Consider the following 23,991-nt stretch of genomic DNA (forward strand, 5'->3'; position numbering starts at 1 on the left):
TTCTCGACCGCGCTGAGACGACGACAAGTCGACAGTCGAAGCCGCCTGTGGACGACGACGCGGGCCGCCGCGCAGATCGGCCACGATTCCGCGGTGCCCCTCAGCCCCCGTCGCCCCGCAGAACTCCGCGGTAAGGCGTTCCGCGGTTCCGCGGTCGTTGCCGCGGGGATGCTCTCGCCCGCCGAGCTGCGGAGCCGGGCCTGGCAGCGGCTCTTCCGCGACGTCTATGCCTGCGCCCGCCTGACCGTCACCCATGAACTGCGGGCGGTGGCGGCGGCCGGGCTCCTCGTCCCCGGAGCGGTGGTGAGTGGTCGCAGCTCCGCCGTTCTCTGGGGCCTGCCCGTGGCCGAGCGGGACGACGACGTCGAGCTCACCGTGCCGCCGGGAACGAACGTGTGCCGCGTTCCCGGGATCACCGTTCGGCGTCGCGCCCTGGAGCCGGCTGCGGTCACCGTCCGTCGAGGTACGCGCACGACGACGCCGGAGGTGACGGCGGTCGACCTGGCGCGGCGAGGGCCGCTCGACGAGGCCGTCGTCCTCCTCGACCGCCTGATCGATGCGAAGGTCACGAGCCTGGAGCGGGTGCGCGCCGAGGCGGGCCGAGCATCGGGACCGGGGTGCCGTCAGGCCCGGATGGCCACCGAGCTCGCCGACGGTTTGGCGGCGTCACCACCGGAGACCCGACTGCGGCTGCTGCTGCACCGTTCCTCGCTACCGAGGCCTGTCGCCCAGTTCGTCGTCCGCGACCACACCGGTCGGATAGCCCGCGTGGATTTCGGGTGGCCCGAGGCCAAGGTGGCCGTCGAGTACGAGGGCAGGTGGCACGGCGAGACCCCGCAGCAGGTCGACGCGGACCGGCGCCGCTTGAACCGACTCACGGCCGCCGGCTGGACGGTCGTCTTCGTGACGGCGGCGGACATGCGAGACCCGGACCGGATCGTCACCCGTGTCGCCGCCGCGCTGGCGCGCTGACTGTCGAGTTGCGGTCGTCTCAGGCCGGCTGAGGCGACCGCAACCCGACAGTCGACGTCTGCGAGGGGCCTAGAGGGCCATGGCGGGGATCTCGCCGGCGACCTTCAGCGGCGCGGCGGTCTTCTCGATCACCTCGTCGACGCTGACGCCGGGTGCGACCTCGACGAGGGCGAGTCCGTCACCGGTGACGTCGATGACGGCCAGGTCGGTGATGATCCGGTCGACGCACGCCTTGCCGGTGAGCGGCAGGGTGCACTCCTCGACGACCTTCGCCGACCCGTCGCGGGCGACGTGCTCCATCATCACGATCACCCGCTTCGCGCCCTGGACCAGGTCCATCGCGCCGCCCATGCCGTTGACCATCTTGCCCGGGATCAGCCAGTTGGCCAGGTCGCCGCGGACGTTCACCTGCATGGCGCCGAGGATCGCGAGGTCCAGGTGGCCGCCGCGGATCATGCCGAAGGACAGCGACGAGTCGAAGAAGCTCGCGCCGGGCAGGATCGTCACCGTCTCCTTGCCGGCGTTGATCAGGTCGGCGTCCTCCTCGCCCTCGAAGGGGTAAGGGCCGACGCCGAGGATCCCGTTCTCGCTGTGCAGGACCACGTGGACGCCGTCGGGCACGTAGTTCGGCACCAGTGTCGGCATGCCGATGCCCAGGTTGACGTACTGCCCGTCCTCCAGCTCCTGCGCGGCGCGGGCTGCCAGCTCGTTGCGGGTGAGGGTCATGCGGGGGTCGCCTCCGAACGCGGCCGGGTGGTGCGGAACTCGATCTTCTTGCCCTCGGTGCCGACCTCGACGACCCGGGACACGAAAACGCCGGGCAGGTGCACGTCCTCGGGCGTGATCTCGCCGGGCTCGACCAGCTGCTCGACCTCCGCGATGGTGATCCGGCCGGCCATGCCGGCCAGGGGGTTGAAGTTGCGCGCGGACTCGTGGAAGACCAGGTTGCCGTGCCGGTCGCCGACCGCCGCGCGGACCAGTGCGTAGTCGGCGGTCAGCGCCGTCTCGAGGACGTACTGCCGGCCGTCGAACTCGCGCACCTCCTTGGGCCTGCTGGTCTCGACGACGTTCCCGTCGGCGTCGTACCGGATCGGGATGCCGCCGTCCGCCACGAGCGTCCCCACGCCGGTGGGCGTGTAGAAGGCCGGGACGCCCGCGCCACCCGCGCGCAGCCGCTCGGCGAGCGTGCCCTGCGGGGTCAGCTCGACCTCCATCTGGCCGGTCAGGTACAGGCGCGCCAGCTCCTTGTTGCCCCCGACGAACGAGCTGATCGTCTTGCGGATCCGGCCGGCGTACAGCAGGACACCCAGGGCCTGGTCGTCGACGCCGCAGTTGTTCGAGATCGTGGTGAGGTCGTGGGCGCCCTGCGCCAGCAGCGCGTCGATCAGTGCGATCGGGACGCCGCAGAGGCCGAAGCCCCCGACGGCGAGGACGCTGCCGTCGGCGATGTCGGCGACGGCCTCCTCGGTGGACGCCAGGACCTTGTCCATCGTGCTCCCATCGGTCGGAACTGTGATTCCCCAGTATTCCTGGCCCGGGGCGCGGGCCCCACGCCCGGGCACCACTGGCCGGAAGCAGCGGTGTTCAGATGATGATCGTCAGTCGCACCAGCGCCCCGTCCGGACCGGTGGTGATGTCGACGTGGTCGCAGAGCTGGCGGGCGAGCCACAGCCCCATGCCCCCCTGGGAGAGGTCGTCGCCGTGCGCCGGCCCGTAGCCGGCGAAGGGGTCGTCCCACCCGGTGCCGTGGTCGCCGATCGTGCAGACGACGCGGTCGGAGCCGATCCACAGCCGCAGGTCGACCGGCCGGCCACCGTGCCGCAGGGCGTTCGACGTCATCTCGTCCACGGCGAGCAGGAAGTCCTGCAGGAGTTCCTCGTCGGCCGGCACGGTGGCGAGCTCAGCGGCGAGGGCCCGCCGCAGCGAAGCGAAGTCGGCGACGTGCGAGGCGTGCAGCCGGGGGACCGTCGCCTCGAGCGGCTCCTCGGGCACCGGCAGGCCGCGCAGGTACTCGGCCGGGTCGGTGAACCGCGGGTTGGCCTCGGACCCCCGGGGGGTCGCGAGGCGGGAGTGCGTGCGCCGCGCCGCGTCCAGCAACGGCCCGGGCAGCCGCTGGGTGTCGAACATGCACAGTCCCCACAGCGGCCAGCCAGCCAGGGCCTGGTTGATGACCGCCTCGTAGCGCTGCCATTCCAGCCAGTCCCGCTCGGTCGGGCCGAAGTCCACCTCGCCGAGGACCCGCACCCGGCCGGCGCCGGCGGCGGTCTGCTGTTCCGCGAGCCGCCGGAACGTCGTGATCGCGGCCGGGGTACGGGCGCGGTAGACCTCACCGCGGTCGAGCACGTGCACCCGGGGGTCGCCACCGACCGCCTCGCGGAGCAGCTCGGCGGTGGGCGCGCTCGTCGCCACGACGGCGCTGTCACCGGCCGCCAGACCCTCGGTCAGGAAGGGGACGGCGACCTGCGCCAACTGGTCGGAGGAGTCGAAGAGCAGCGCGTCGTGGCGGTAGCGCCGGCGGCCGTCCGGCACGGCACGGTCGTCCGGCCACTGGCCCACCACGTGCTCCGTCTCCGTCCGATCCTGACGTCGTTCGCCCTCACCGTAGGTCGTGCGCGCCCGACCGGCCGGATGGACGGTCAGCCGGCGACCGGCGTCCGGTCCGCCGTGGCGTCGGCCCGCACCCGCGAGTGCCGGTAGCCGTAGCCCGCGTAGACCACCAAACCGATGGCCATCCACGCGAGGAAGCGGATCCACGTCTCCACGCTGAGGTTCGCCATGAGGTACAGGCAGGCCACCGCCGACAGGATCGGCACGACCGGGGAGAACGGCACCCGGAACGGACGTCGCAGCTCCGGGCGGGTGCGGCGCAGCACGGGCACGGCGGCCGACACGAGCACGAACGCGAACAGCGTGCCGATGCTCACCAGGTCGGCGAGCGCGGTCAGCGGGACGAAGGCGGCCATGGCCAGGACGACGGCCGCGTACGCCAACGTCATCCGCACCGGAGTGCCGGTCCGCGGACTCACCTTGGCGACGGCGGGCGGCAGCAGGCCGTCGCGGCCCATCGCGAAGCCGATCCGGCTGACCGTGACGAGGTCGACCAGGATCACCGACGTCAGCCCCGCCACCGCCGCGAGGGAGACCAGCGCCGAGGCCCACCCGAGGCCGACCTGGTCGAACGCGTCGGCGATGGGGGCGCCCTCGTCGATATGGGTGTACTTCACCATCCCGACGACCACGAACGAGACGCCCACGTAGAGCACCGTCGACAGCGCCAACGTGCCGAGCAGCCCGAGCGGCAGGTCGCGGCCCGGACGGCGGGTCTCCTCGGACAGGTTCGCGACCGCCTCGAACCCGGTGTAGGAGAAGAAGACGACGGCGGCCGCGGTGAGGATCCCGCCGATGCCGAACGCGGCCGGCTCGATCCCGGCGATGACACCGATCAGGGGCTGGGCGAGCCCGCCGCCGGTCTCGGCCGACGTCCCCGGGGGCACGAACGGCGTGAGGTTGGCGCCCGTGACGAACCATGCGCCGGCCACGATCACGAACACGCAGATCGCCACCTTGACGATGACCAGGGCGCCGGTCACCCGGGCCGACTCGCGGATGCCCAGGACGGCGATCACGGTGAGGACGACGACGATCAGGACGGCCCCGACGTTGACCGCCGCGGCCTCGCCGAACAGCCATGCCGGCAGCTGGAGCAGGTTGCCGACGTATCCCGACCAGCCGCGGGCCACGACGGCGGCGCCCAGCGCGAACTCGAGGAACAGGTCCCAGCCGATGATCCAGGCGACCAGCTCACCCACGGTGGCGTAGGCGTAGGAGTAGGCACTGCCCGCCGTCGGCACGCTGGAGGCGAGCTCGGCGTAGCAGAGGGCAGCCAGCACGGCGACGACGCCGGCGATGACGAAGGAGATCACGACGGCCGGCCCGGCCACGTTCTTCGCCTCGATGCCGGTGAGCGTGAAGATGCCGGTGCCGATCACCACCCCGATGCCGAACGCCACGAGATGCCGGGCGCTGAGGTGCTGGCGCAGTCGGCCTAGGTCGATCGCATCGCCCTCGCCCTGGGTGTCCGCCCCGATCTTCTCCACGGACTTCGTCCGGAACAGTTCCACTACGGGAACGCTAGGTGTCCTCCGGCCGCCCCGCGCGCCGGACCGTTTCAGCGGCGGTCGCGCGGGCAGGGGAGGGAGCAGAGATCCAGGCAGACGGGAGACCACCATGGCCATCGCCACCATCAACCCGGCGACCGGCGAGACGCTGAAGACCTACGAGCCACTCAGCGAGGCGGCGGTCGAGGACAAGATCGCGCGCGCCGCGCAGGCCTGGGCCCGGTACCGGCTGACGACGGCGGAGCAGCGTGCCGGCTGGCTCGAGGCCGCCGCCCGCGTGCTGGACGAGGACACCGACACGGTGGCCGAGCTGATGACCACCGAGATGGGCAAGACCCTCGCCTCGGCGAAAGCGGAGGTGGGCAAGTGCGCGAAGGCGCTGCGCTGGTACGCCGAGCGGGGGCCGTCGCTGCTGGAGCGCCGTCCCTACGACGCCGACGCCGTCGGGGCCACCGAGGCCTTCGTGGAGTACCAGCCGCTGGGCGTCGTGCTGGCGATCATGCCGTGGAACTTCCCGCTCTGGCAGGCGATGCGCTTCGCCGCCCCGGCGCTCATGGCGGGCAACGTCGGCCTGCTCAAGCACGCCAGCAACGTGCCGCAGACCGCGCTCTACCTGGAGGAGCTGTTCCGCAAGGCCGGCTTCCCCGACGACGTGTTCCAGACGCTGCTGGTCGGCTCGGACACGATCGAGCGGGTGCTGCGCGACGACCGGGTGGTCGCCGCGACGCTGACCGGCAGCGGCCCGGCGGGCCAGTCGGTGGCCTCCATCGCCGGTGACGCGCTGAAGAAGACCGTGCTGGAGCTCGGCGGCAGCGACCCGTTCATCGTCATGCCGTCGGCGCACCTGGAGAAGGCGGCGGAGGTCGCCGTCACCTCGCGCTGCCAGAACAACGGGCAGAGCTGTATCTCGGCCAAGCGGTTCTTCGTGCATGCCGACGTCGCCGAGGAGTTCACCCGGCTGTTCGCCGAGAAGCTGGCCGCGCTGACGGTCGGCGACCCGATGGCCTCGGACACCCAGATCGGCCCGCTGGCCACCGAGCAGGGCCGCGAGGACGTCGAGAAGTACGTGCAGGACGCCGTCGACAAGGGCGCGACCGTCGTCACCGGCGGGCAGCGACCCGACGGCCCGGGCTGGTTCTACCCGCCGACCCTGCTCACCGGGATCACACCGGAGATGGACCTCTACGCCGAGGAGGTCTTCGGGCCGGTGGCCGCGCTGTTCACCGTGCAGGACCTCGACGAGGCCATCGAGATCGCCAACAGCCACCCGTACGGGCTCGGCTCCAACCTCTGGAGCGAGGACTCCGACGAGCGGGCCCGGTTCATCCGCGACATCGCCTCGGGCATGGCGTTCGTCAACGGCATGACGACCAGCTATCCCGATCTGCCCTTCGGCGGGGTGAAGCAGAGCGGGTACGGCCGCGAGCTCACCGAGCTGGGCATGCACGAGTTCATGAACGCCAAGACGGTGTGGATCGGCGCGCCGAGCAGCGAGCAGGCGGCGGGCGACACCGCGGGGTCCGCCTCTGAATGAGAAGGGACCGCCCTTCCCCCCTCGCCGCCCCGTCCCGGGGCCCGCCCTGAGCTTGCGAAGGGTGGGGAGGACGGGGTGTTTCTCCTTCCGGTCCGGCCGCGGCGCGACCAGACTCGGAGGCGTGCCGCGTTCAGTGCAGGTGGCGTTGCCAGTCGGCGGGCACCCGCCCGCGGGGGCCGGGTGCGGGCTGGTCGACCGGGTGGGCGGCGGGTGGGGCGAGTTCGGGCCCCTGGAGGTCCCGCTCGGTCCTGAAGTCCCAGAACCAGCTCTCGCCCGGCTCGAAGCTGCGCATGACCGGATGCCCGGCCGTGGCCGCGTGCGCCCGGGCGTGCTGGGCGGGCGAGGAGTCGCAGCAGCCGATGTGCCCGCACTGGGCGCAGCGACGCAGGTGGAACCACCACCCGCCGCTCTCCTCGCAGTCCGCGCAGCCGGTGCCGCTGGGCGGCACCGACGGGTCGATGTGATCTGACACAGCCCACCGCCGATTCGAAGGAGTTCAGATGGAGCCCGGCATCTACGGTACGGACGGCACCGACCCCGAGGAAGCGTCCGGCGTGCTGGAGCCCGAGGACACCCTGGAGGACACCCACGGGGTCCGCGACGTGCTCGACACGGGCTGGTCTCCTCCGGAGAAGCCCTGGGCGGTCGACGACTGGGGGACCACGGAGGCGGAGGAAGAGGCGGGCGAGAGCCTCGACGGCCGGCTCGCCCGCGAGCTGCCCGACCGGGTCGACGACGAGGGTGACGGCCTCGGCGACTCCTCCGACACCGACGGCGAGCTGCTGGACGACGAGGTCGGCGACGAGCGGGCCGGTCGGCTGGTGGACGCCGACGACGGCGGTGCGGACGACACCGACGACGAGCTGTACGCGCGCGACGAGGGCATCGACGGGGCGGCGGCCTCGGCGGAGGAAGCGGCGGTGCACATCGTCCGCGGGCGCGGCTAGCGTTGCCGCCCGTGGGCAAACCCGTTCTGCTGAGCGTGGACGACAACCCCGGGGTCTCCCGCGCGGTGGCCCGTGACCTGCGGCGGCGCTACGGCGAGGAGTTCCGGGTGCTGCGCGCGGCCTCCGGCGACGAGGCGCTCACCGCCCTGCGCGAGCTGAAGCTGAGGGGCGACACCGTGGCGGCCCTGCTCGCCGACTACCGGATGCCGCAGATGAACGGCATCGAGTTCCTGGAGCAGGCCATGGACCTGTTCCCGCGGGCCCGCCGGGCGCTGCTCACCGCCTACGCCGACACCGACGCGGCGATCCGCGCGATCAACGTCGTCGACGTCGACTTCTACCTGCTCAAGCCGTGGGACCCGCCCGAGGAGAAGCTCTACCCGGTCGTCGACTCGATGATCCAGTCGTGGCGGGACAGTCCCGACGCCGCCGTCTCCGACGTGAAGCTGGTCGGGCACCGCTGGTCCGCGCCGTCGTTCCGCGCACGCGACCTGCTCGCCCGCAACGCCGTCCCCTACCGCTGGTACAGCGTGGACGAGCCGGAGGGGCAGCGGCTGCTGGAGGCCGCGGATGCGACACCGGGGGACGTCCCGGTCGTCATCACGCCGGACGGCGTGGTGCTGCGTGCGCCCACCGAGACCGAGCTGGCGGCGACCGTCGGGCTGAGCGTCGAACCCAGCGCCGACTTCTACGACCTGGTCGTGGTCGGCGGCGGCCCGGCCGGGCTCGGGGCGGCGGTGTACGGCGCCTCGGAGGGCCTGCGGACGGTCCTCGTCGAGCGGGAGGCGACCGGCGGGCAGGCCGGCCAGAGCAGCCGGATCGAGAACTACCTCGGCTTCCCCGACGGCGTGTCCGGCGGGCAACTGGCCGAGCGGGCGCGGCGGCAGGCGGCCAAGTTCGGCGCCGAGATGCTGCTGACCCGCGACTGCGTCGCCCTGGAGGCGCACGGCTCCAAGCGGGTGCTGCGCTTCGCCGACGGGAGCATGATCTCCGCGCACGCCGTCGTCCTCGCGACCGGGGTGTCCTACCGGAGCCTGGGGGTCGCGGGGGCCGACGGCCTGACCGGCCGGGGTGTCTTCTACGGATCGGCGATGACCGAGGCGGCCGAGTGCGCCGACCAGAAGGTGTTCATCGTCGGCGGCGCCAACTCCGCCGGCCAGGCCGCGGTCTACTTCGCCCGGTACGCGAGCTCGGTGCACCTGCTCGTGCGGGGGCCGTCGCTGGCGGAGTCCATGTCGCACTACCTGGTCGAGCAGCTCGCCGGGACGGAGAACGTGCACGTGCACACCTGCACGACGGTGGCCGAGGCCCACGGCGACGACCACCTGGAGCAGGTGACGCTGCAGGACGCGAACACCGGCGCGCGCACCACCTATCCGGCGAGCCATCTGTTCGTCTTCATCGGCGGGGCGCCGCGCACCGACTGGCTCGACGGCGCCGTCGTCCGTGACGACCGCGGCTTCATCCCCACCGGACCGGCGCTGATCGAGGACGGCCACCGGCCGCACGGCTGGACCCTCGACCGCGATCCGTACTTCCTGGAGTCGAGCCTGCCCGGCGTGTTCGTCGCCGGCGACGCCCGGTCGGAGTCGGTGAAGCGGGTGGCCTCGGCGGTCGGCGAGGGCGCGATGGCCGTGACCCTGGTGCACCGCTACCTGGGGGAGCAATGACGACGACCCCCGTCCGGCTCGGCGCCGACGAGCTGCGCGAGCTGTTCCTGTTCGAGAACCTGACGCCCGAGCAGCTGGACTGGGTGTCGGCCAACGGCGACGTCCTGACCTTCCCGGCGGGGGCGGACGTCACGGTCGAGGGCGAGCCGGCCGAGTGCTTCTACGTCCTGCTGTCCGGTGAGATGACGATGTCGCGCCTGGTCGGCGGCACCGAGGTGGAGACGGTGCGGACGACGGCCCGCGGCGTGTACTCGGGCGCGGTGCAGTTCTACTTCGGCGACCGGCTCGAACAGCGGTACCCGGCGACCGTCCGGGCGATCACCGAGGCGAGCTTCCTGGCCCTGCCCGCGCAGCCGTTCGCCGAGGTGTTCAGCCGCTGGTACCCGATGGCGGTGCACCTGCTGGAAGGCCTCTTTCTCGGCAGCCGCAGCTCGAACGAGCTGGTCGGGCAGCGGGAGCGGCTGCTCGCGATGGGGAAGCTGACCGCCGGGCTCACCCACGAGCTGAACAACCCGGCGGCCGCCGCGGCGCGAGCCACCGCCGCGTTGCGCGACCGGTTCGCCGGCATGCGGCACAAGCTGGCGATGCTCGCCGAGGGCAGCCTGGACGGCGCCGTCCTCCGGTGTCTCACCGATCTGCAGGAGGAGTTCGTCGCCCGCGTGGGGGCGGCGAAGGACCTCTCCGCGCTGGAGCGGTCGGACCGCGAGGACGTGGTCGGCGACTGGCTGGAGGACCACGGCGTGCCGCAGCCGTGGGAGCTGGCCGGCGTGTTCGTGGCGGCCGGTCTCGACGAGGACGACCTCCACCGGGTCGCCGACGCGGTGACGCCCTCCCATCTCGAGCCGGCGCTGCGCTGGCTGGCCTACACCGTCGAGACCGAGACCCTGCTGGCCGAGATCGCCGACAGCACCAGCCGGATCTCGCACCTGGTCGACGCGGCCAAGCAGTACTCGCAGATGGACCGGACGCCGCACCAGCAGACCGATCTGCACGCCGGGCTGGACGCCACGCTGGTGATGCTCGGCGGCAAGGTCCCGCCGGGCGTCACCGTGGTGAAGGAGTACGACCGGAGCCTGCCGGAGGTGCCCGCGTACGCCGGCGAGCTCAACCAGGTCTGGACGAATCTGATCGTGAACGCACTCGACGCGATGGGGGAGGAGGGACGGCTGACCCTGCGCACCGGGACGGACGGCGAGTGCGCCGTCGTGGAGGTCTGCGACACGGGGCCCGGGATCCCCGAGGAGCTGCGCAGCCGGGTGTTCGAGCCGTTCTTCACGACCAAGCCGGTCGGGCAGGGGACCGGGCTGGGGCTGGACGTGTCCTGGCGGATCGTCGTCAAGCGGCACGGCGGTGACCTGCGGGTGGTCTCGCAGCCGGGCGACACGCGCTTCACGGTGGTTCTGCCGCTGACCGAACCGAGCCCGCCGGCGGCCTGAACCCGCCTCTCGGGGTGTTGTGCACGCGTTCCAGGTCCTGCAGAACTCCTGGAGCGTGCAGAAGACTCCAGGAGCGGGCGCTGGGACAGTGGACGGCGTGTTCGACGTCGACTGGATGGGGCTGCTCACCCGCGAGGTGTTGCGGGAGCGGACGGCGGAGCTGATCGCCGAGAGCTGCGCCTGGGCCGTCGGGATGTCCGACCAGCCGCATTACCAGCGCAGCGCCGGCCGGATCGTCGCCACCGGGACGACGGTGGGCGAGCGGGCCGCGAAGGAACTGCTGCTGGGCGACCAGGAGGACGGCCGTCTGGACCTCGACGACGCCCGGCCGGGCAGCTTCCAGGACGCGCTCAACTCCGTCGGCGCCGACGGAGTGCTGCAGGCGCAACGCTTCGACGACGAGGTGCTCCACCCCTTCGTGGCGGCGACCTGCGTCCGCGCCGCCGAGCGGGCCAGGAACACCCGACCCGAGGACTGGGCGGAGCTGGCCGACGACGTCGGTGCGGACGAGGCCGACCTGGCCCAGGTCGTCCGCGGCGGAGGCTGGGAGGCGCCGCTGCGGATCGACGCCGAGCACCTGGTCCTCGCCGCGCTCGGCACGGTCCCGCTGATCGAGGTCGAGGCGGAGGGCCTGCCGCTGTCCCTGGTCCGCGCCGCCGAGGCGGTGACCCGGGGCGCGGCGGCCGCGCCGGTTCCGCCGCCGGACGCCGACCTGCACGGGTCTCTCTTCCTCGCCCAGGCGGCGGTCACGGCGACCGGCGCGGAGCTTCCCGTCGCGCCCGATGCCGCCGAGGGGCTGGTGGAGCAGCTGCTCGCGCACGGTCTGGAGCCCGACGAGGTGATCGCCGTCCTGCCGCACCTGCCGCTACAGCCGGAGACGGCCGACACCGTCGTCGCGATCCTGCGCGCCGCCGGCATCGGGTGAGTCAGCCGGCCAGCACGATCCCGAGCAGCAGGGCGAGCAGTGCGGTCAGGCCGGTCAGCGCGCCGAACACGGCCATCCCACGCCGGCTGGTCGCGCGGGCGTGCAGGAAGGCCGTCACCCCGGAGGCCGCGACGACGGCGAGCTTGATCATCAGCGTCGTCCGGTAGGCGGCGCCCCGGTCGCCCTCGGCGATGACGTTCCACACGCCGGTCAGGATCAGCACGCCGAACGCCGGCCAGGCCACCCGGTTGAACGCCCGCGCCGCCAGCCGCGGCACCTCCGCGCCGGCCCCGCGGAGCGCCGGGACCAGCGCGGCGAGCACGAGCTGGCCGCCCACCCAGATGGTGGCGGCGAGCACGTGCAGGAAGAGGCGGAGGGTCTCCAGATGGAACGGGAGCATCTACAGCTGCGCCGCGACCAGGGACTCGAGGGTGAGCTCGGGGTTGTTCTCCTTGAAAACCCGCAGCCCCCACTTGTCGCTGAACACCGCGATGAACTCACCGTTGGTGCGCTGCAGCACTTCAGCACCGCGGGCCGTCGAGACCTTCGCGGCCGACGCCTCGTCGGTGCGCAGGGCGAGGGAGTAGGGCAGCCGCTCGAGATCGATCGGCGCGTTGAACTCGTGCTCCATGCGGTGCTGAGCCACCTCGAACTGCATCGGCCCGACGACGGCGAGCACCGGCGCCTGGTCGCCGCGGCGGTCCGAGCGCAGCACCTGCACCACGCCCTCGGAGTCCAACTGCTCGATGCCGCGGCGGAACTGCTTGTGCTTCGCGGTGTCCTTGCCGCGGCAGACCGCGAAGTGCTCGGGGGCGAACGTGGTCAGCGGCGGGAACGTGACCGGCCGCTCGGCGTAGAGGGTGTCGCCCACGCCGAGGGCCGCGGCGTTCACCAGGCCGACGACGTCGCCGGGAAAGGCGCGGTCGATGCTCTCCCGCTCCCGGCCGAACACGTGCTGGGCGTACTTGGTGGCGAACGGGCGGCCGGTGCGCGCGTGGGTGACGACCATGCCGCGCTCGAAGACGCCCGAGACGATGCGGATGAACGCCAGCCGGTCGCGGTGCGCGGTGTCCATGCCCGCCTGCACCTTGAACACGAACGCGCTGAACGGGTCGGTGAGCGCCCGCGCGCCGCCGTCGGCGTCGGGCTGGTCGGTCGGTGCGGGCGCGAGGTCGACGAGCGTGTCCAGCAGCGCGCCGACGCCGAAGTTGGAGACCGCCGAGGCGAACAGCACCGGCGTCGTGACGCCGTCCAGGAACAGCGCCTGGTCGTGCTCGCCGCTGGTCTCGGCGAGCAGCGACACCTCCTCGACCGCCTGCGTCCACGCGTCGCCCTCGCGCGCGGCCGCCGCGTCGGCGGTCAGCGTCTCCTCCGGGGCGATCGTCGCGCCGCCGGCGGTGCGGGTGAACCGGCGGTAGGTGCCGTCGGCGCGGTCGAGCACGCCCCGGAAGTCGCCGGCGATGCCGACCGGCCAGGTCAGCGGCGTGGGCGTGAGCCCGGTGCGCTCGGTGATCTCGTCCATGAGCTCGAGCGCGTCCTTGCCCGGGCGGTCCCACTTGTTGACGACGGTCAGCACCGGGATGCCGCGGTGCCGGCAGACCGCGAACAGCTTCATGGTCTGCGCCTCGAGCCCCTTGGCGGCGTCGATCAGCATCACCGCGGCGTCGACGGCGGTGAGGACGCGGTAGGTGTCCTCGGAGAAGTCGGCGTGGCCCGGGGTGTCGAGCAGGTTGATGACCGCGTCCCGGTACTCGAACTGCAGCGCGGCCGAGGTGATCGAGATGCCGCGGTCGCGCTCCATGTCCATCCAGTCCGACACGGTGCCGCGGCGGCCTGCCTTGCCGTGCACCGCGCCGGCCTGGCCGATCACGCGGGCGTGCAGGGCCAGTGCCTCGGTCAGCGTGGACTTGCCCGCGTCGGGGTGGCTGATGACGGCGAAGGTGCGGCGGCGGCCGGCCTGGCGGACGACGTCCTTGATGCTGGTGCCGACGGTCGCCTGCTCGGCGGAAGGTGCTGCGCTCACCAGGTCCAGGGTAACCGTGCGTCAGCGGTCACTCGGCCGACCTGCGCAGCCGCCGGTGTGCCGCCATGCGCACCGGCGCGTTGACCGAGCCGTAGCCGTCGTAGCCGCCGATGCGCTGCACGATCTCGAAGAAGACCCGCGAGCCGAGCACCTCGGTGACCAGGTGCAGGTAGCTGCCGTGCTCGTCCTCGTCGTAGAAGAGACCGCATTCGCGCATCGCGGCCAACAGGTCGGGGTCGAGCTCCAGCCGCGCGGCCAGGTCGTCGTGGTAGTTCGCGGGGACGGCGAGCAGCGGCGCTCCGGCCGCGCGCAGGGCCCGCGCCGTCGCGACGACGTCGTCCGTGGCGAAGGCGATGTGCTGCGGAGCCGGGACACCCGGGGCCCACTCGCCCCTGCGCAGCAGCGACACCGACAGCGCGAGCCGGACGGCGCGGTCGGGACCGGTCACGGCGCGGCTGCGTACCAGCCCGAACGGGGCTGCGTACTCCGTGACGCTCTCCGGGTCCATCCCGAGCACCGCCCGGTAGAACAGCCCCGCCTCGTCGAAGGCGTCGAACGGCTGGGTGAGCGCCACGTGGTCGACGGCGGTGAGCCCGGCGCCGGGACCCGCCGCGGTCCCGGTCGGCAGGAAGTCGGCCGGCCAGCCCTCGGGGCCCGTGCGGGTGAAGAAGACCTGTGTCCCGTCGGGCGCGGCGACGGCGGAGAGGTCGGCCTCGGCGGCGCCGCGGGTGCGGGGGAGGACCGGCGCGGCGAACGCCTCGGCGCGGGCCGCCGAGCGGCCGGGGTCCGCGCTCTCCAGGGCGATCGCCGCGACCTCGGCGACGCCGGTGGCCGCCGGTCGCACCACGGAGGCGTTGAGCAGCACCCGCGCGCCGCCCTGCTCCCACAGCTGCACCGGCTTCGACCGGTGCTGTCCGGTGTGCGTGAACCCGAGGGTGTCCAGCGCGCCGGCGATCTGCGGACCGGAGACGCCGTCGACGGCGAGTTCGGCGAAGGCGTAGCCGGACAGCGCCGGCGCGGGTGGGGGCGGCGGTGCGCCGAGGTCGGGGCGGAGCAGGTCGAGCCGCTCCTCGAGCCACAGCAGCGAGCGCATCGCGTCGACAGCGGCGCGGGCGGGGTCGGCCTGGCGGAAGACGTCGTTGAAGACCTCCAGCGACAGGGGGCCGGTGTAGCCCGCCGCCAGCACCTGCGTGAGGAAGGCGCCCAGGTCGAACGCCCCCTGGCCGGGGAACAGGCGGTGGTGGCGGCTCCACTGCAGGACGTCCATGTGCATGTGCGGGGCGTCGGCGAGCTGGAGGAAGAAGATCTTGTCGCCGGGCACCTCGGCGAAGTCGGCCGGGTCCCCGCCACGGGAGAGCACGTGGAAGCTGTCCAGGCACAGGCCGAGGGCAGGGGCGTCCGCCCTTCGGGCGACGTCCCACGACGCGTCCCAGGTCGAGACGTGCCGCCCCCAGGCCAGCGCCTCGTAGGCGATGCGCATCCCGCGCTCGCCCGCGGCACTCGCGGCGACGGCGAACTGCCCGGCCAGCCGATCGCGATCCTCGACCGCGTCCGGGGAGACCGAGGAGCAGACCAGCACGGTGTCGGTGCCGAGCGCGGCCATCACGTCGAACTTCGCCTCCAGCCGCCGCAGGTTCCGCGCGAAGCGCTCCTCGTCGGTGGAGTCGAGGTCGCGGAAGGGCTGGTAGAGGTCGATCGAGAGTCCGAGGTCGGCGCACCGTGCGGCGAGCTCGGCCGGGGCCCAGGGGGAGGCGATCAGGTCGGGCTCGAAGACCTCGATGCCGTCGAAGCCGGCCGCGGCCGCTGCGACCAGCTTGTCCTCCAGCGTGCCCGAGAGGCAGACCGTGGCGAGGGTGCGGCGCACCGGTATGCGCTCAGCCGACACGGACGTCGGTTCCGGGGGCGGCGACCAGGTCGGCGAAGTGGGTGAGCATCCGCTCGGCGTCCGGATCGATGCCCGTGAACAGCCGGAAGGAATCGACCGCCTGGAAGACCGCCATGCCGCCGCCGTCGAGCACTCGACAGCCCAGCGACCGCGCCGTCCGGACGAGTGCGGTCTCCAGGGGGCGGTAGACGATGTCGGCCACCCACAGGCGCGGGTCGAGCAGTTCTGCCGGCAGCGGCAAGCCGGGATGTGCTGCCATGCCGGTCGGCGTGGCATGCACGAGCCCGTCGGCTCCGGCCAGCGCCTCCCCGATGTCCGCCGCTCCGGCTCCGCGAGCACGGGCCGCCCCGAACCGTCCGCACAGCGACTCGGCCAGCGCTGCCGCCCGATCGGCGTCCACGTCCACGACGTGCAGCCGTTCGGCTCCGAGACTGAGCAGTGCGTGTGCCACAGCAGAGCCGGCACCTCCGGCACCCAACAGGACGACGTGGTCGAGGGCCGCGCCCGGCAGACCCCAGTCGAAGGCGCGCGCGAAGCCGGACCAATCGGTGTTGTGGCCGATCGACTTGCCGTCTGCGAACACCACCGTGTTCACAGCGTTCAGCTGCGCCGCGTCGGGGGAGAGGTCGTCGAGGTACGGCAGGGCCAGCTGCTTGCAGGGATGGGTGATGTTGAGGCCGTCGTAGCCCGCCAGCTGGGCAGCAGCCAGTATGTCTCCGACCGATTCCGCCGGCAGCCCGAGGACGTCGAGGTCCAGCCGCCGGTAGAGGTAGCGGAGCCCGAGCTGGTCGGCTTCGCGCTCGTGCAGTGCAGGGCTCAGTGACGGCCCGATCCCCGACCCGATCAACGCCACGAGAACGCTCGAGCCCAGAGCCGGGCGGTCTGCCTGTGGGGTGGGCACGGGTGCCTCCTGGTGGGGGTGGGTCGACGGAGGTCGTCAGCTGAGCGGGAAGCACGCCAGGAGCAGTGCCCCGTGGGGGTCGACGGCGTCCGACCGGTTCCGGCGCATCTTGAAACCGGTTACGCACTCGTGTCAAGGACGGCGCGGCGCGCCGTTCCGAAGGAGTGGCTGCCGCGGCGTCAGCGGGGGGCGGGCCCGGTGCTCGAGCGGACGATGAGCTCGCAGGTGAGCCGGGCGTGGCGCCGCGCCGCGTGGCCGGGGTCGTCGATCAGCTCGATGAGCCAGCGCAGTGCGGTCGCGGCGGCGGCGGCAGCGGGCGCGTGCACGGTCGTCAACGGCGGCCGGGTCATGGGGGCCAGCCAGATGTCGTCGAAGCCCACGACGCTGATGTCCGAACCGACCTTCAGCCCGCGTTCGGTGAGCAACTCGATCACGCCGAGGGCGAGGAGGTCGTTGTACGCGATCGCGCCGGTCGCGCCGCTGGCGATCAGCAGGTCGCCCGCCCGGACCCCCGACCGGAAGAACGGCTCGAAGGGGCCGAGCTCCACGAGGTCGACGGCGGACTTCCTGGCGGCGGCGTGCACCGCGGCCGTGCGCGCCCGGTTGGAGAACGTCCCCGACGGGCCCGAGATGTAGGCGATGCGACGGTGCCCGAGCGCCGAGAGATGCTCGACGGCCTGGTCCATGCCTTCGTCGGAGGAGATGATGACGGCGGGGACCCCGGGGATCTCCCGGTTGATCACCACGACCGGAACCCGCTCGCACAGCTCCAGGACCGCCTCGTCGGGCATCCGGGGCGAGAAGAGGATCAGGCCGTCGGCCTGCTGTGCAAGGATGTTCGAGAGCCTGAACTCGTCGGCATCGAATTCGTCGGAGTCCGCGGTGAAGACGGTCAGGTCCTGGCGCCGCGCCTCGCGCTGGACGGTCTTGATGACCGGTCCGAAGTAGGGGTTGGCCACGTCGGGGACGACGAGCCCGATGCTGCCCGTGCGCCCTCTGGCCAGCGAGCGGGCGATCCAGCTCGGCTGGAACGAGAGGTCGCGGGCGGTCGCGAGTACGCGCTCACGCGTCTCCGGCCGTACCGCCTCCGGGCGGGAGAAGACCCGCGACACGGTCGCCTTGGACACGCCTGCCTGGGCGGCCACATCGGCGATCGTGGTCACGGTGAGACTCTCCTCCGGAGGACGGGCGCGGCGTCGATAGGCGGGACGAGGTCGGCGAACCATGGTCCGTCTCGACGGTCGCAGCGCCGTGCATACGGCGCGCACAGAGCGTAGGCGTTGCCGAATGCAGGGGACGGCGCGGCGGCGATGGTCTCCCACCGACGTGTGACTGTCACCCTCTGGCCGGCCCGCCGCCGGGGCGCCCGTAGACACGTCGGTCCGTCGTCCCGGGTTCGGCCGAACGACACGCAACTGTGTCTTGACACATCTTGCAACCGGTTCCAGGGTATGGCGCACACCACAACGCGGCCACGTCGGCCGTTCGGGTCTGCAAACACGGGAGCCGCCGAGCCTCGGCGCCCGATGGATCATCACGCCGCGGCGTGATCAACGACAGATGGGACTGCTGATGAGGAACGGGATTCACCCCCGAGTGCTCGTGACGGGCGCGATGATCTTGGGCGGTGCGCTGCTGGTGACCGGCTGCAGCGCTCCGGGCGAGTCGTCGTCCTCCGGCGGGACCGGTGGCGATTCGGGGCCGGTCAAGCTCGCCATCGTGGACGCCCAGAGCGGCCAGCTGAGCTCGCTCGGGCACTGGGAGGCCAGCGGGGTCACCCTTGCCGTGGACCAGATCAACGCCGACGGCGGCGTGTGCAACGGGCGGAAGATCGAGTTGACCCAGTTCGACGACCAGGGCGACCCGACGACCGGCACGACGCTGGCGCAGAAGGTCGCGACCGGCGGCTACGCAGCGGTCATGGGCACCGCCGAGAGTGGCGTCACCCTGGCAATGATCCCCATCATGAGCCAGGCGTCGATCCCGATGGTCACCTCGGGGCAATCGCCCAAGCTGGAGGCGGCCGGCAGCGACTTCCTGTTCATGAACTCGCCGACGAGCACCACGTTCGACACCACCCTGGCGAAGTATCTGGTCGACACCAAGGGCATCAAGTCGATCGCGATGATCACCAACAACGGGGCGTACGGCACCGGAGAGCACGACGCGTTCACGGCGGCCCTGAAGGACCTCGGGGTGACCCCCGTCGCCGACGAGGTCGTGACGCCGGACCAGAAGGACTTCACCGGGGCCCTGACCTCGATCCGCGGTGCGAACCCCCAGGCGGTCTTCATCGGCTCCGAGGAAGTCGAGGCAGGGCTGATCGCCAAGCAGGCGCGCACGCTCGGCATCCAGGCGCAGCTCGCCGGGGGGGCACCCATCGGCACGCAGGTGTTCATCGACACCGCGGGGGCCGACAACGCCGAGGGCGCATTCGTCAGCACGCCGTACCTGTCGAACGACGCCACGGCGGCGACGAAGAAGTTCGCCGCGGACTACCAGAAGAAGTTCGGCGAGACGGCGGAGGCGCACGGGGCCAAGGCCTACGACGGTGCCCAGATCGTCGCCAAGGCGCTGGACAGCGTGAAGTGCCAGACGGGCAAGAAGCTCGCCGACGCCATGCGGAGCACCAAGTACGAGGGCCTGCAGGGCACCTTCACCTTCGACAAGAACGGTGTCGGCCTGACCAAGACGCAGATCGGCGTCATCAAGGGCGGCAAGGTCGTCGCAGCGGAAGACTGACGGAAGCGCGGCCGGCGGTCCTCCGCCGCCGGCCGCGCTTTCCTCTTTCTCCTCCCGTCAACCGGCTCCGGACAAGGAGAGCTCGTGCAGGACTTCCTGCAGACCGTCATCGGCGGTCTCAGCATCGGCTCCATCTACGCACTCGTCGCCATGGGTTTCTCGATCGTCTACCGGACGATGGGTCTCGTTAACTTCGCGCACGGCGGCGTCGTCATGGTCGGGGCGTACATCGCGTCGACCTTCTTCCTCACAGTGTCGCTGCCCTTCGTGCTCGCGATGGTGGTGGCGGTCGTCCTGACGGCCGCGATCGGCCTCGTGATCGAGGGCGTCCTGCGGCCCCTGGAGACCAAGGACGTCGACCTGATGCTGATCGGCACGATCGGGTTCGGCATCGTGCTGCAGGCGCTGGTCATCATCGTCTGGGGCGCCACCGGCCGCGCCGTGCCGACGCCTGTGTTCCGGCACCCGGTGACCGTTGCCGGCATCGTCGTGCGGCCGTACGACCTGGTCATCATCGGCGTCGCGGCGGTCGCCGCCGCCGCCATGTGGCACTTCCTCCGGGCGACGAAGGCCGGTGCGGCGATGCAGGCCGTGGCCATGGACCCCGACGCGGCCACCGCGGTCGGCATCCGGGTGGGGCGCAGTAACGCGATCGCGTTCGGCATCGGCGCCGGGCTTGCGGCGCTGGCCGGCGGCATGGCCGGCCCCGTCCTCTACGTGAGCCCGGCACTCAGCGGCGTCATAGGTATCAAGGGGTTCGCCGCGGCCATCCTCGGAGGCTTCGGCAACGTTCCCGGCGCCATCCTCGGGGGCCTGCTGTTCGGCCTTGTCGACGCCTTCAGCTCGAGTTGGTTCCACGGCTTCGCCGATGTCGTCGTCTATCTCGTCTTCGCGGTCATCGTGGTCGTCCGGCCCGAGGGCATCTTTGGAGAGCAGACGGTGAGCCGAGCATGAAGAAGCTGTCCTTCGCCGGCGCGGGCGTCCTGGCCCTCGTTCTGGCCTTCGCCCTGCCCTACATGCTCAACGGTTACCTGATCTACGTCGTCGACATCGCGATCATCTTCATGCTGCTCGCCCTCGGGCTGTGTCTCTCGCTCGGGATCGCCGGGCAGATCAACCTCGGGCAGATCGCATTCTTCGGGGTAGCGGCGTACGCGTCGGCGATCCTCACGACCAAGGTCGGCCTCGGCTTCTGGCCCGCGGCAGTCCTCGCGGTCATCGCGGGCACGCTCGCCGGCCTGTTGATCGGCATCCCGGCCTTGCGCGTGCAGTCACACTACCTGGGCATCGTGACCCTCGGGTTGTCGCTGGCGTTCACCGCGCTCGTCGGCAACCTGCAGGTCGCAGGAGCTGCGGAAGGCCTGCTCGGGCTGCCCGTCCCGTCGTTCCCGGGCGTCGACCTCTCCAGCCACTTCCTCTACTACTACTTCGAGCTCGTCGTCCTGCTGGTCGTGGCGCCGTTCGCCTATTTCGTCGTCTTCACCCGGTTCGGGCGGCGACTGCGCGCGATGCGTGACGACAACCTCGCGGCCGCGTCCACCGGCGTGCAGGTGCCGCTGCACCGGATGTCCTCCTTCGCCCTGGCCGGATTCTTCGGCGGCGTCGCCGGCGTCCTCTACGCGGGTCTGGTCCGATACGTCAGCCCGCCGTCGTTCAACATCGACACGATGTTCCTGCTGCTCGCCATGGTGATCATCGGCGGCCGCTTCAGCCTCACCGGCGTGCTCGTCGGCGTGGTCACGCTGACGGTGGTGCGCGAGGTGCTGGCGGACTACTCGACGTACGCGCAGCTGGTCTACGGCTCGCTGATCGTGCTCATGGTCGTCTTCGCCCCGACCGGTCTCGCCGGGGCTCCCCGGCGGATCTGGGAACTGACGAGGCGGCGGACTACAGAGGCAGCCGGCGGCACACGGCCCTTCGTGCCGTCCGCCACCTCGGACGGGACGTCGGCCCGAACCGGCCGGCCGGCGCTCGAGGTCGACGGGCTGAGCAAGCGGTTCCGTGGCGTGAAGGCTCTGGACCAGGTGTCGCTGACCGTGGAGGAGGGGGAGATCCGCGGCATCGTCGGGCCGAACGGCTCAGGCAAGACCACGCTGTTCAACACCGTCAGCGGGCTCTACACGGCCAACGGCGGAGCAGTCCGGCTCTTCGGCCGGGTGGTAACCGATACCAAGTCCTACGACCTGTCCCACCTGGGCGTGGCTCGCACCTTCCAGAACCTCCGCTTGTTCGGCCGGCTAACGGTGCGGGACAACATCCTGGTCGGCCTCGACCGGACACGGATGCGGTGGGCCTGGCGGTACGTCCTGTGGCCGGTGGGCGTCCTGAGGGCCGAGCGCGAGCTCCGTCTGGGTGCGCGGGAGATCCTCGACCAGTACGGGCTGACCGCGGTCGCCGATGCCGTCCCCGGCGAGCTGCCCTACGGCACCCAGCGACGCGTCGAGATCGCCCGGGCCATGGCGAGCTCGCCGCGGCTCCTGCTGCTGGACGAGCCGGCCGCCGGCCTCAACCAGCAGGAGATGCAGCAACTGGCGGAGATCGTGCGCGACGTCCGCAAGCGCGGGACGACCGTGGTCCTCATCGAGCACAACATGGGCCTGGTCATGTCCCTGTGCGACCGCGTCACCGTGCTCGCCAACGGCGTCGTGATCGCCGACGACGTGCCCGAGGTCGTCGCCAATTCTCCGCAGGTCATCGAGGCCTACCTCGGCGGAGGAGGCGAGGTCGTCGCCTCCGATACGGCCAGCACCACCGAACGGGAGGGAGCCCGGTGACCGAGGTCCGACCGGAGCTGCAGGAAGCCGCCGAGCAGCTGACCGGAACTCCGAAGGAACTCGTCGTCGAGGGGCTTCAGGTCCGCTACGGCGGCGTGCAGGCCGTGCACGGCACGTCGTTCACGGTCGCTCCCGGCGAGGCGGTGGGCATCATCGGCGCCAACGGCGCGGGCAAGACGTCGACGATGAAGGCCGTCCTGGGGCTGGTCGGCCGCTCGGCCGGGAGACTCTCCTACGGCGAGACCGATCTGCTCCGCACCCGCGCGAGCGGGATGGTGCGGCTGGGTATCGGCTACGTCCCCGAGGGACGGCACGTGTTCCCCGGCCTGTCGGTGGAGAAGAACCTGTTGCTGGGCGCGTATGCGCGCAAGTGGGATGCGAAGACGCGGGGCCAGGTCGACGAGGTCTACGAGCTCTTCCCGGTGCTCGGGGACATGCGGGCCCGGCTGGCCGGCGCCCTGTCCGGCGGCCAGCAGCAGATGCTCGCGATGGGCCGCGCGCTGATGAGCCGGCCGAGCCTGATCGTCTGCGACGAGCCCTCGATGGGCCTGTCGCCGATCCTGGTCGACGACATCCTGGCGGTGCTGCAGCGGCTGCACGGCGCGGGGCTGAGCATCCTGCTGGTCGAGCAGAACGCCAAGCTGTGCTTCGAGGCCGTGACCCGCTGTCTCGTCATGGAGCACGGCCACGTGGTCAAGACGGGGCCGGTCGCCGAGCTCCGGACCGACCCCGACGTCCGGCGCATCTATCTGGGCATCTGAGCCTCACCCGTCCCCGATCCCTCGTCCACAGGAGCGTGCCCATGCCGTCGGTGTTCGTCCTCAACGGTCCCAACCTCAACCTTCTCGGTACCCGCAAGCCGGAGGTCTACGGCACCACGTCGCTGGCCGAGGTGGAGAAGATGTGCCGGGCGGAGGCCGAGCGACTGGATCTCGAGCTCCAGTTCCGCCAGTCCAACCACGAGGGGGAGCTCGTCGACTGGATCCAGGAAGTGGGACGCGAGGTCAAGGCCGGCCGTTCCATCGGCGCCGTGCTCAACCCTGCGGGCCTCGGCCACACCTCCGTGCCGCTCCACGACGCCATCGAGGGAGTGGAGGTGCCGGTCATCGAGCTGCACATCTCGAACATCCACCGGCGCGAGGAGTGGCGGCACCACTCCTACATCTCTTTGGTGGCCAGTGGGATCGTGATGGGCATGGGGGTCGTCGGCTACCCCGTCGCAATCAATGCCCTGTACCGGTACACGCGGGACAAGGCCTGAGCACGTGTACAGGCTGTCGGTCCACCAGTCCTTGCTGCATCCCCGGACGCCCTTGGAGACGATCGACCTCGCACGAGAGGCCGGTTGGGATGCCGTCGGTCTGCACATCGGCGCCGTGGAGGAGGCCGAGCCGTGGTGGTCGGGCGGAGCCGGAGAGCGCCTGCTGCGAGCGACGATCGACCGGCTGCTCGAGACCAGGGTCACCGTCCTCGACGTGGGGCGAGTGGTACTCACCGCTCCGGACGAGGCGCAGGCCGTCGAGGAGGTCCACCATCGTGTGCTGGACTTCGGCATGCGCCTGGGGGCACAGTTCGTGACCGTGCGCTTCGCCGACCCGGCGGATGGGGCAGTTCTCGGTACCGCGGACCGGGCCACCCGCTTCGCTGCCTTCGCCGACCAGGCACGCCCCTACCGAATGCGCCCGTTGCTGTCCTCGGTCCCCGTCGACAGGCAGGACCTGTTCGCCGAAGCGGCAGCCGTCGTCCAGCTCTGCGGGGGAGGGCTCGTGCTCGACGTGCCAGTGCACTCCAGCTCCGAGGACCTCGTCAGTGAGGCGATCGCGGAGCTCTGGGAGTACATCGGATACGTGCGGATCGACGCGCGGATGCTCGAGCTGGACGGCGAGGCCGCGGCCGGACAGCTCGCGGTCCTTCCTCCTCACGTGCCGGTGGTGATCGGCGGCGACGACGGCCTGGGGCTGCTCGATCAGGATCCGCTCCGGCGTCTGGAGCGGCTGAGGGTGCTCGTCGACCACATGCTGGAGCATCCCCGCGCCCGGGCGCTGCGCGAACGCGAAGCCTGAC

General features: G+C 71.6%; 22 protein-coding genes. 12 read left to right on the forward strand and 10 right to left on the reverse strand.

The genetic code is table 11. The annotated features are described in order from the left end of the window. Nucleotides 1-93: 93 nt before the first annotated feature. Entirely contained in the window at nt 94-972 is an 879-nt protein-coding gene (locus tag AC2H4J_RS05325) for a type IV toxin-antitoxin system AbiEi family antitoxin (protein ID WP_487463804.1), read from the forward strand. A 69-nt stretch (nt 973-1,041) separates the two neighbouring features. On the opposite strand, the gene AC2H4J_RS05330 is transcribed toward AC2H4J_RS05325, so the two are convergent. The 4 genes from AC2H4J_RS05330 to AC2H4J_RS05345 all read right to left on the reverse strand — a co-directional run bounded on the left by AC2H4J_RS05330 (nt 1,042) and on the right by AC2H4J_RS05345 (nt 5,093). Next, nucleotides 1,042-1,698 carry a CoA transferase subunit B gene (locus AC2H4J_RS05330; protein WP_487463805.1) on the reverse strand — a complete coding sequence of 219 codons (657 nt, stop codon included), beginning with the start codon at nt 1,696-1,698 and terminating at the stop codon, nt 1,042-1,044. Then, nucleotides 1,695-2,462, reverse strand: a complete 768-nt coding sequence (locus AC2H4J_RS05335; protein WP_487463806.1) for a CoA transferase subunit A — start codon at nt 2,460-2,462, stop codon at nt 1,695-1,697. Before AC2H4J_RS05335 ends, AC2H4J_RS05330 begins: the two co-directional genes overlap by 4 nt. A 94-nt stretch (nt 2,463-2,556) precedes the next feature. Next, nucleotides 2,557-3,528 (reverse strand): anti-sigma factor RsbA family regulatory protein, encoded by a 972-nt coding sequence (locus AC2H4J_RS05340; RefSeq protein ID WP_487463807.1) that lies wholly within the window; start codon nt 3,526-3,528, stop codon nt 2,557-2,559. 80 nt (nt 3,529-3,608) lie between these two features. Beyond that, nucleotides 3,609-5,093 carry an amino acid permease gene (locus AC2H4J_RS05345; RefSeq protein ID WP_487463808.1) on the reverse strand — a complete coding sequence of 495 codons (1,485 nt, stop codon included), beginning with the start codon at nt 5,091-5,093 and terminating at the stop codon, nt 3,609-3,611. A gap of 106 nt (nt 5,094-5,199) precedes the next feature. On the opposite strand from AC2H4J_RS05345, the gene AC2H4J_RS05350 reads away from it, so the two are divergent. Then, entirely contained in the window at nt 5,200-6,624 is a 1,425-nt protein-coding gene (locus tag AC2H4J_RS05350; RefSeq protein ID WP_487463809.1) for an NADP-dependent succinic semialdehyde dehydrogenase, read from the forward strand. 130 nt (nt 6,625-6,754) lie between these two features. Here the strand turns inward: AC2H4J_RS05350 and AC2H4J_RS05355 are convergent, their stop codons facing one another. After that, nucleotides 6,755-7,096, reverse strand: a complete 342-nt coding sequence (locus AC2H4J_RS05355; protein ID WP_487463810.1) for a UBP-type zinc finger domain-containing protein — start codon at nt 7,094-7,096, stop codon at nt 6,755-6,757. 28 nt (nt 7,097-7,124) lie between these two features. Between AC2H4J_RS05355 and AC2H4J_RS05360 the strand changes: the two genes are divergently transcribed. The 4 genes from AC2H4J_RS05360 (at nt 7,125) to AC2H4J_RS05375 (ending at nt 11,602) form a co-directional block, all read left to right on the forward strand. Further along, nucleotides 7,125-7,571, forward strand: a complete 447-nt coding sequence (locus tag AC2H4J_RS05360) for a DUF5709 domain-containing protein (protein WP_487463811.1) — start codon at nt 7,125-7,127, stop codon at nt 7,569-7,571. Between the two features lie 11 nt (nt 7,572-7,582). Next, on the forward strand, nt 7,583-9,241 hold the full coding sequence (locus AC2H4J_RS05365; RefSeq protein ID WP_487463812.1) for an NAD(P)/FAD-dependent oxidoreductase: 1,659 nt from the start codon (nt 7,583-7,585) through the stop codon (nt 9,239-9,241). Beyond that, entirely contained in the window at nt 9,238-10,677 is a 1,440-nt protein-coding gene (locus AC2H4J_RS05370) for an ATP-binding protein (protein ID WP_487463813.1), read from the forward strand. Before AC2H4J_RS05365 ends, AC2H4J_RS05370 begins: the two co-directional genes overlap by 4 nt. A 97-nt stretch (nt 10,678-10,774) precedes the next feature. Beyond that, entirely contained in the window at nt 10,775-11,602 is an 828-nt protein-coding gene (locus tag AC2H4J_RS05375) for a hypothetical protein (RefSeq protein ID WP_487463814.1), read from the forward strand. Nucleotide 11,603: 1 nt separating this feature from the next. Here AC2H4J_RS05375 and AC2H4J_RS05380 read toward each other — a convergent pair whose 3' ends face one another. The 5 genes from AC2H4J_RS05380 to AC2H4J_RS05400 form a co-directional block, all read right to left on the reverse strand. Continuing rightward, entirely contained in the window at nt 11,604-12,002 is a 399-nt protein-coding gene (locus AC2H4J_RS05380) for a hypothetical protein (RefSeq protein WP_487463815.1), read from the reverse strand. Continuing rightward, the gene (locus AC2H4J_RS05385) at nt 12,003-13,625 is read right to left on the reverse strand and encodes a peptide chain release factor 3 (RefSeq protein ID WP_487463816.1); all 1,623 of its coding nucleotides are present in this window, start codon (nt 13,623-13,625) and stop codon (nt 12,003-12,005) included. A 28-nt stretch (nt 13,626-13,653) separates the two neighbouring features. Next, on the reverse strand, nt 13,654-15,489 hold the full coding sequence (locus AC2H4J_RS05390; protein ID WP_487463817.1) for a bifunctional sugar phosphate isomerase/epimerase/4-hydroxyphenylpyruvate dioxygenase family protein: 1,836 nt from the start codon (nt 15,487-15,489) through the stop codon (nt 13,654-13,656). Between the two features lie 10 nt (nt 15,490-15,499). Next, a complete protein-coding gene (locus AC2H4J_RS05395) occupies nt 15,500-16,411 on the reverse strand; it encodes a shikimate dehydrogenase (RefSeq protein WP_487463818.1) in 912 nt (303 codons plus the stop codon). A gap of 179 nt (nt 16,412-16,590) precedes the next feature. After that, the gene (locus AC2H4J_RS05400; protein ID WP_487463819.1) at nt 16,591-17,574 is read right to left on the reverse strand and encodes a LacI family DNA-binding transcriptional regulator; all 984 of its coding nucleotides are present in this window, start codon (nt 17,572-17,574) and stop codon (nt 16,591-16,593) included. Nucleotides 17,575-18,013: 439 nt separating this feature from the next. Between AC2H4J_RS05400 and AC2H4J_RS05405 the strand changes: the two genes are divergently transcribed. The 6 genes from AC2H4J_RS05405 (at nt 18,014) to AC2H4J_RS05430 (ending at nt 23,990) form a co-directional block, all read left to right on the forward strand. Beyond that, a complete protein-coding gene (locus AC2H4J_RS05405; protein ID WP_487463820.1) occupies nt 18,014-19,153 on the forward strand; it encodes an ABC transporter substrate-binding protein in 1,140 nt (379 codons plus the stop codon). A gap of 84 nt (nt 19,154-19,237) precedes the next feature. Then, nucleotides 19,238-20,107 (forward strand): branched-chain amino acid ABC transporter permease, encoded by an 870-nt coding sequence (locus AC2H4J_RS05410; protein WP_487463821.1) that lies wholly within the window; start codon nt 19,238-19,240, stop codon nt 20,105-20,107. After that, a complete protein-coding gene (locus tag AC2H4J_RS05415) occupies nt 20,104-21,927 on the forward strand; it encodes a branched-chain amino acid ABC transporter ATP-binding protein/permease (RefSeq protein WP_487463822.1) in 1,824 nt (607 codons plus the stop codon). Before AC2H4J_RS05410 ends, AC2H4J_RS05415 begins: the two co-directional genes overlap by 4 nt. After that, nucleotides 21,924-22,688: an ABC transporter ATP-binding protein gene (locus AC2H4J_RS05420; RefSeq protein ID WP_487463823.1), complete on the forward strand. Its 765-nt coding sequence runs from the start codon at nt 21,924-21,926 to the stop codon at nt 22,686-22,688. Before AC2H4J_RS05415 ends, AC2H4J_RS05420 begins: the two co-directional genes overlap by 4 nt. A 41-nt stretch (nt 22,689-22,729) precedes the next feature. Beyond that, nucleotides 22,730-23,188 (forward strand): type II 3-dehydroquinate dehydratase, encoded by a 459-nt coding sequence (aroQ, locus tag AC2H4J_RS05425; protein ID WP_487463824.1) that lies wholly within the window; start codon nt 22,730-22,732, stop codon nt 23,186-23,188. Nucleotides 23,189-23,240: 52 nt separating this feature from the next. After that, nucleotides 23,241-23,990, forward strand: coding sequence for a hypothetical protein (locus AC2H4J_RS05430; protein ID WP_487463825.1), 750 nt, complete (start codon nt 23,241-23,243; stop codon nt 23,988-23,990). Nucleotide 23,991: the final 1 nt, after the last annotated feature.

Source organism: Blastococcus sp. OS1-29, from assembly GCF_057628075.1.

Bases quoted from the DNA above. Each gene is read 5' to 3' on its own strand.
- AC2H4J_RS05330 (WP_487463805.1), bottom strand. From the start codon at position 1,698: ATGACCCTCACCCGCAACGAGCTGGCAGCCCGCGCCGCGCAGGAGCTG.
- AC2H4J_RS05380 (WP_487463815.1), bottom strand. From the start codon at position 12,002: ATGCTCCCGTTCCATCTGGAGACCCTCCGCCTCTTCCTGCACGTGCTC.
- AC2H4J_RS05370 (WP_487463813.1), top strand. From the start codon at position 9,238: ATGACGACGACCCCCGTCCGGCTCGGCGCCGACGAGCTGCGCGAGCTG.
- aroQ (WP_487463824.1), top strand. From the start codon at position 22,730: ATGCCGTCGGTGTTCGTCCTCAACGGTCCCAACCTCAACCTTCTCGGT.
- AC2H4J_RS05415 (WP_487463822.1), top strand. From the start codon at position 20,104: ATGAAGAAGCTGTCCTTCGCCGGCGCGGGCGTCCTGGCCCTCGTTCTG.
- AC2H4J_RS05335 (WP_487463806.1), bottom strand. From the start codon at position 2,462: ATGGACAAGGTCCTGGCGTCCACCGAGGAGGCCGTCGCCGACATCGCC.
- AC2H4J_RS05360 (WP_487463811.1), top strand. From the start codon at position 7,125: ATGGAGCCCGGCATCTACGGTACGGACGGCACCGACCCCGAGGAAGCG.
- AC2H4J_RS05350 (WP_487463809.1), top strand. From the start codon at position 5,200: ATGGCCATCGCCACCATCAACCCGGCGACCGGCGAGACGCTGAAGACC.